Raw genomic sequence first — 7383 nt, 5'->3', positions numbered from 1 at the left:
CGAACCGGTTCCGGCCCCACCCGAGGCGGTCGCTGCCGCGCCCGAGACCGTCGCGCCGGCGCCCGCCGCCTCGGAGCCGGTCGTGCCCGAGCCCGCGGCACCCGAAGCCGTGGTGCCCGAGGCTTCGGTGCCCGAGGCTGCGATGCCCGAGCCCGCGGTGCCCGAGGCTGCGATGCCCGAGCCCGTGGCGCCGGAGCCTGCGGCGCCCGAGCCTGCCGCCGCCGCGCCGGGCCTTGCGGAGCCGGTGGCAGCCCCGCCGGTCGCGCCGATCGTGCTGGGCGAAGGGGCGCCGGCCGACCTGCCGCGCAAGCGCGGCTGGTGGCGCGCCTGAACCACACGGCCCGGCTGATCCCGCCGGGCCGGCCTGCCGAATCCCGCGCCCGTCCGGTTGCCGGGCGGGCGCGGAGGGTCGATGCTCCCGCCCGATCGCGTCGGGGAAGGCCCCGCCGCGGCGCTGAGGGAGAAGCCAGGCGTGGCGCAACTGACCGTCCTCGAACCCGAGGGAATGTACCCTGACACCCTGCTGGAGCAGGAGGTGTTCGGCCCGGGAGTCGACTTCATCCATGGTGGCGCGCCGCATACCGGCACGCTGGAGGCGCTGCCGGATGCGCTCTGCGCCCGCGTCGACGGGCTGCTGATCTTCCGCCACTGGCTGCGTGCCGCGGACATCGCCCGCTTTCCCAAGCTGCGCGTGGTGGTGCGCATGGGCGTGGGCTACGACCGGCTGGACCGCGCCACCTGCGCGGCCCGCGGCATCACCGTCTGCAACGTGCCGGATTACGGCACGCAGGAAGTGGCGGACCACGCCATGGCGCTGGCGCTGTCGCTGCGGCGGGGGATCATCCTGCACCACGACCTGCAGCGCGCCGACCCGCCGGCACCGTGGCGCTATGCGGACAGCCCGCTGATCCGCCGGGCGGAGGTGCAGGGCTTCGGCATCGTCGGGCTGGGGCGCATCGGCACCGCGGTGGCGCTGCGCGCCAAGGCCTTCGGCTTCAAGGTGCGCTTCTACGACCCGCACCTGCCGAACGGCGTGGACCGGGCGCTGGGCATCACCCGCTGCCGGACGCTGGAGGAGCTGATGCGCGGCGCCGACGTGCTGTCCATCCATGCGCCGGACACGAAGGAGACGCGCGGCCTGATCGGCGCGCGGGAGCTGGCCTGGCTGCCGGAAGGCGCCGTCGTGGTGAACACCGCCCGCGGCACCAGCCTCGACATCGAGGCGCTGGAGCGGGAACTGCGCGGCGGACGGATCGCCGGCGCCGGGCTCGACGTGATTCCGGTGGAACCGCCCGTGGAGCCGGTGCCCGGCCTGCTGGCGGCCTATCGGGCCCGGGAGCCCTGGTTGCAGGGCCGCGTGGTGATCACCCCGCACAGCGCCTTCCATACGCCGGAGGCATGGCTGGACATCCGGCGCAAAAGCGCCGAGACGATGCGGGATGTCCTGTTGGAAGGGTTGTCGACCAACGTCATCCGCCCGGAAATGGGGTAGGCCCGGCGGGGCCACCCGCTTCCGGCGAGTCCCGAAAATGCGTTGAAAAAAAGAGATTGACGCAGAGCGTTACCTTACACAGGATTGTGAGTGACGCGCCGGCCTCGATCGGGACATTATTGCAGTGCACGCTAGGCAGATCAAAGCGTTGCACGACTCTGGAGCGTGTCGTCGGCGCAAGCTGCCGCGTTTGGCACGAGGAGATGTCTAGGCGTGCATGTCTTTCTCGACATCTCCCGGTTGCTGACGGTCGCCCATCGGGCGGCGCCTTCAGGCATTGACCGGGTCGAGCTGGCCTATGCACGCCACTGGGCGGGCCGCGACGCCTCGGATTGCACTTTTGTTGCAGAGGTTCCGCTGCTTGGTTTCGCGGCGCTGCCGGTCGCCCTGGTACGGGAACTGGTGACGGCGCTGGAGGAATCCTGGGAGAGCGGCACCCGCCTGGCCGGCGGGGCGGCACGCCGCGCCCGGCTGGCGCTGCCCTTCGGTCGCCCCGCGTTGAACGAGGCGCTGCGCCGGTCCGGGCCGAAATGCTTCCTGCTGGTCTCGCATCGCGCGCTGGAGCGGCCGGCGCGCATCGCCACCATGCGGCGCAATGGCTGCCATTTCGTGCCGCTGATCCATGACCTGATCCCGCTGCACCACCCTGAATTCGCCCGTGCCGGGCAGGCCGAGAAGCACAAGCGGCGCATCATCACCACCGCCGCGCTGGCGGACGCCATCATCGTCAATTCCGCCGCGACGGCGGAGGAGCTTTCGCCCTGGCTGGCGGCGCGGCCCGACCGGCCGCTGGTCGCCGTGGCCCCGCTCGGCGTCAGCCCGCCTTCGGTGGAGGATCCGCCGGTCGCGCTGCGTCCCTATTTCGTGGCGCTCGGCACCATCGAGCCGCGAAAGAACCACCTGCTGCTGCTGAATCTGTGGCGGCAATTCGCCAACACCATGGGCGGCGCCGCCCCGCGCCTGGTGGTGGTCGGCCGCCGCGGCTGGGAAAACGAGAACGTGCTGGACATGCTGGAGCGCTGTTCCGCCCTGGATGGGCTGGTGCGCGAATCCGGTTCGCTGCCCGACCGGGAGGTCGCTTCGCTGCTGCGCGGCGCCAGGGCCCTGCTGTTCCCCTCCTTCGCCGAGGGCTTCGGCCTGCCCCTGGCGGAAAGCCTGGCGCTGGGCGTGCCGGCCCTGGCCTCCGACCTGCCGGCGCTGCGCGAGGTGGGGCGACAGGTGCCGGATTATCTGGACCCGCTGGACGGCATGTCCTGGCGCAGCGCCGTGCTGGACTACGCCCGGCCGGACAGCGGCAGCCGCCGCGCCCAGATCGGCCGCATGGCCGTCTGGCGGCCGCCCACCTGGGACAATCATTTCGTTGAGGTCGAACGGCTGTTCGCCAAGTTGCAGAAGCGCCCGACGGAGGCGCTCGCCCTGGATCCCACCCCGACGGTACGGGATCTGGAACGCCCGGCTCCCGGCGCCCTTCGGCGCGACGAGGGGCTGACATGACCGGTGGTCCGTCCCAGATCGTCCGCCGAAGCTGAGCAGGTTCGCCGCATGACAACCGCCCGCAACCGCCGGGCGGCCCCGGACGCACCAGCCCTGCCCATCGCCATCTGCGGCGTGGGCTGCCGGCTGCCGGGCGCCGCCGACCCGGACCGCCTGTGGACGCTGCTGGAAGCGGGCGGCGATGCCGTTTCCACCCTGCCGGCGGAGCGCTTCAACCAGGACCTGTTCCTTCACCCCCGCCGCACCGAGCCCGGGCGCAGCCACACCTTCGCCGCCGGCACGCTGGGCGATGTCAGCGGCTTCGATGCCGGCGCCTTCGGCATCTCCCCGCGCGAAGCGACGGAGATGGACCCGCAGCAGCGCCTGCTGCTGGAAGTGGCGGCGGAGGCGATGGAGGATGCCGGCTGGCGGCCCTCGGCGCTGGCAGGGCGCGACATCGGCGTCTTCATCGGCGGTTCCGCGACGGACTACGGCGACATGCGGCTGCTCGATGCGGCCGGCGGCGACCGCTACTTCATGACCGGCAACGCGCTGTCGATCCTGTCCAACCGCCTGACCAACGTGTTCGACCTGCGCGGCGGGGCGGAGACGATCGACACCGCCTGCGCCTCCTCCCTCGTCGCCCTGCACGCGGCCTGTCAGGCGCTGGGCGCCGGGCGGATCGAGGCGGCGCTGGTGGGCGGGGTGCAGATGCTGCTCTCGCCCTTCCCCTTCCTCGGCTTCTCCCGCGCCGGGATGCTCTCCCCCACCGGGCGCTGCCGGGCCTTCGATGCCGGGGCGGATGGCTATGTGCGGGCGGAAGGCGCCGGCGTGCTGCTGCTGAAGCCGCTGGCGGCGGCGCTGGCGGCGGGCGACGACATCCGCGGCGTGGTGCTCGGCTCCGGCGTCTCGGCAGTCGGGCGCAGCATCGGCCTTTCGCTGCCCAACCGGGACAGCCAGGCGCGGCTGATCCGCCAGGTGATGGCGCGCGCCGGGGTGGCGGCGGCGCGGCTGGCCTATTACGAGGCGCATGGCACCGGCACCCAGGCCGGCGATCCGGCCGAGGCCTGGGCGATCGGCCAGGCCGCCGCCGGCCGCGCCACACCGCTGCCGGTCGGCTCCATCAAGTCCAACATCGGTCATCTGGAGCCTGCCTCCGGCGTCGCGGGCGTGCTCAAGGCGCTGCTGGTGCTGGAGAAGCGGCAGGTGCCGGCGACGCTGCACCAGGCGCAGCCGAACCCCAACATCGACTTTGCCGGGCTCAACATCCGCATCCCCGCGGCGCTGGAGGCGCTGGAGGCGGTGGCCGACCCGGTGGTGGGGGTGAATTCCTTCGGCTTCGGCGGCACCAATGCTTCCGTCCTGATCGGCGCCGCGCCGCCGCGCCCGGTGGCCAGGGGGGTGGCCAAGGGTGCGACCGGCGCGGTGCGGCGCGGTGGGGCGGGGGCCATGCCGCCGCTGCTGCTCTCCGCCCGTTCCGCCACCGCGCTGGCGGCCCTGGCGCAGGCCTGGGAGGCGCGGCTGCAAGGCGCCGATGCGGCGGAAGCCGCGGCGCTGGCGCGCGGCGCGGCACGCCACCGGGACCTGCATGCGCATCGCCTGGCGCTGCGGGGCGAGGATGGCGGCGCGCTGGCCGCGAAGCTGGCGGAATGGCGCCAGCCGGGCGCGCACATGGCCGCCGCCTCGGCCGCGACCCAGGGCCGGCTGTGCTTCGTGTTCAGCGGCAATGGCGCGCAATTCGCCGGCATGGGCCAATTGGCCCTGGCCCACTCCGCCCCCTTCCGTGCCGCCCTGGCACAGGCCGATGCGGCCCTGGCGCCGCTGCTCGGCTGGTCGCCGCTGGCGCGGATCGAAGCGGGCGTGACGGCGGAGGCGCTGGCCGCCACCGACATCGCCCAGCCGCTGCTGTTCGCCATCCAGGTGGCCAGCCTGGCGGCGTTGGCGGCGGAAGGGTTGAAGCCCGACCTCGTGCTCGGCCATTCGGTGGGCGAGGTCGCCGCCGCCCATGCCGCCGGCCTGCTGGACCTGCCGGCCGCGGCGCGGCTGGTGGTCGCCCGGTCGCGCCAGCAGCACCGGACCCGTGGCCTGGGGCGGATGGTGGCCCTCGGCGCCCCGCCCGCCGAGGCCCAGGCGATGATCGAGGCGGCTGGCCTCGCGGGCCAGGTGGAGGTGGCGGCGCTGAACGGCCCGGCGGCCGTCACCCTGGCCGGCCCGGCCGCGGCGCTGGAGGCGCTGCGCCCGGCGGCGGAGGCCCAGCGCTTCGCCTGGGTGGCGCTGGACCTGGACTATGCCTTCCACTCCGCCGCCATGGATGGCGTGCGGGAGGGGCTGCTGGCGGATCTGCTCGGCCTGAACACCCGGCCCGGCCACACGCCCATGATCTCCACCGTGACCGGGGAGGTGCTGCAGGCCGATGCCGCCGGGCCGGTCTATTGGTGGCGGAACCTGCGCCAGCCGGTGGCCTTCGAGCCGGCGCTGCGCCGGGCGCTGGAGCAGGGCGCGCGGCTGTTCCTGGAGATCGGGCCCCATCCCGTCCTGCAATCCTACATGCGGGAGACGGCGCGCGCCGCGGGGGTGGAGGCGGCGAACCTGGTCAGCCTCAGCCGCCGGGATGCGGCCGGTGCTGACCCCTTCGCCGGCATCGCCGACCGCGCCTTCGCCGCCGGCGCCGATCCGCGGGAGGGGCCGGCCTTCGCCGGCGCCACGCGCCGCCGCCTGCCGCTGACGCCCTTCGACCGCAAGCCCGTCTGGCAGCCGGAGACGGTGGAGGCGAGCCACCTGGTCAGCCCCGTGCTGGACCACCCGCTGCTGGGCTTCCGCCGCGGGCCGGAGGCGGCGCTGTGGTCGCGCAGCCTGGACACCGAGCAATTTCCCTGGCTGGCCGACCACCGCATGGGCCCGGATGCGGTGCTGCCAGCGGCCGGGATGCTGGACATGGCGCTGGCCGCCGCCCGCACCCGGCATCCGGAGGCCGCGGCGCTGGAAGTGGCGGAGTTCCGCATCCTCCGCCCGGTGACCCTGGAGCGCGACCGGGCGCGCGAAATCCGCTGCACGCTGGACGCCGATGGCGCCTTCCGCATCGAGGGCCGCCGCCGCCTGTCCGAGGAAGCCTGGGCGCTGCATGCGGAAGGCGAACTGCGCACCGCGACCCTCGCCGCCCTGGCGCCGCCCACCTTTCCATCGTCGGCGGCGGAAGGCGCGGCGCCGGCCATGGATGGCGCCGCGCTGCGCCGCTTCGCCGCCCGGCTCGGCCTGGGCTACGGCCCGGCCTTCGCGGCGGTGGAGCAGGTGCTGCCCGGCGCCGCGCCGGGCCAGGTGCGGGTGCGCCTGGCGCTGCCGGATGCCGCGCCGCCGGATGCCGGCTTCCTGCTGCATCCCTCGCGCCTCGATGGCGCCATGCAGGGGCTGTTCGCGCTGCTGGCGGAAACCCCGCCGCCGCCCGGCACCGGGCTGGTGCCCGTCCGCTTCGGCCGGCTGGTGGCGCTGCCCGGCGGCGCCCCGGCGGTGAGCGCGGAAGTGACCCTGACGCGCCGCGGCGCGCGTTCGGCCACCGCGCGGATGCTGCTGCGCGATGCCGGCGGGCGCATCGTGGCACGCATCGAGGATGCGGTGTTCCAGCGCTTCGCCCTGCCGGGCGCGGCCGGGGCGCTGGAAGGCGCCTATCGCATCGGCCTGGCGCCGGCGGCGGAAGGCACGCCGCCCGCCCCGGTGCTGGCCCCGGCGATGGAGGCGGCGCGCGCCGTCGCCGCCGGGCTGGATTTGACGGAAGCGGCGCTGCTGCTGGAAGCGCATGTCGCCGCCGCCGCCCAGGGCCTCTATGCCAGCGAGCCGACGCTGCACGAGGCGGCACCGGAGGCCTCGGCCTATGAGGCCTTCCTGCGCCGGGCGCTGATCGAGGATGGCGCGGCGGAGCCGGTGCGGCGCGGCGGGCCGGGCGGCATCCGCCTGCTGCCCGACAGCGCGCTGCCGGAAGCCGCCGAGATCTGGCGCTCGGTGCTGGCGGAGCAGCCGGCACTGGCCCTGGACCTCGCCTGGATCGCGGAGGCCGCGGAACGGCTGCCGGCGGCACTGCGTGGCCAGGCGCGGGACCTGGCGCCGCCGCCGCCGCAGGGCGAGGCGATGGCCCGGCTGGCGGAGGCGCTGGCGGCGGCCGTCGGCGCGCTGGCCGCCACCTGGCCGGAAACCCGGCCGCTGCGAATCCTGGAAGTGGGCGCGGCCGGCGGCGTGCTGGCGCGCCGCGTGCTGGCGCGGCTGGCGCCGCTGGGCCGCGCGCTGGTCTATGTGGCCGCCGGCGAGGTGCGCGTGGCGCTGCCGGACCTGCCGGAAGGCATGCCGGCGGGCAGCGAGATCCGCGGCGTCGCCTGGGACCCGCTGGCCGAGGGCGCGCCGCCGCTGGTGGCGGACCTGGTGATCGGCCT

The 7383-nt window shown here is 74.9% G+C and carries 4 protein-coding genes; all 4 read left to right on the top strand.

Features of this window, described 5'->3' with window-relative positions; genetic code table 11:
• Nucleotides 1-331 (top strand): hypothetical protein (locus tag HEQ75_RS27280; RefSeq protein ID WP_209318810.1); only part of this gene is annotated, 331 nt, incomplete at its 5' end.
• Nucleotides 332-412: 81 nt separating this feature from the next.
• Complete coding sequence (locus HEQ75_RS27275; RefSeq protein ID WP_168035280.1) at nt 413-1492, top strand: C-terminal binding protein; 1080 nt, start codon at nt 413-415, stop codon at nt 1490-1492.
• Nucleotides 1493-1705: 213 nt separating this feature from the next.
• A complete protein-coding gene (locus HEQ75_RS27270; protein WP_168035279.1) occupies nt 1706-2986 on the top strand; it encodes a glycosyltransferase family 4 protein in 1281 nt (426 codons plus the stop codon).
• A 48-nt stretch (nt 2987-3034) separates the two neighbouring features.
• A partial coding sequence (locus tag HEQ75_RS27265; RefSeq protein WP_168035278.1) for a type I polyketide synthase occupies nt 3035-7383 on the top strand: 4349 nt, incomplete at its 3' end.

Source organism: Falsiroseomonas selenitidurans (genome assembly GCF_012103215.1).
GTDB lineage: Bacteria > Pseudomonadota > Alphaproteobacteria > Acetobacterales > Acetobacteraceae > Falsiroseomonas > Falsiroseomonas selenitidurans.
This window is presented reverse-complemented; position numbering and strand designations above follow the sequence as displayed.

Coding starts and splice junctions, on each gene's coding strand:
- HEQ75_RS27275 (WP_168035280.1), top strand. CDS start 413: ATGCTCCCGCCCGATCGCGTCGGGGAAGGCCCCGCCGCGGCGCTGAGG.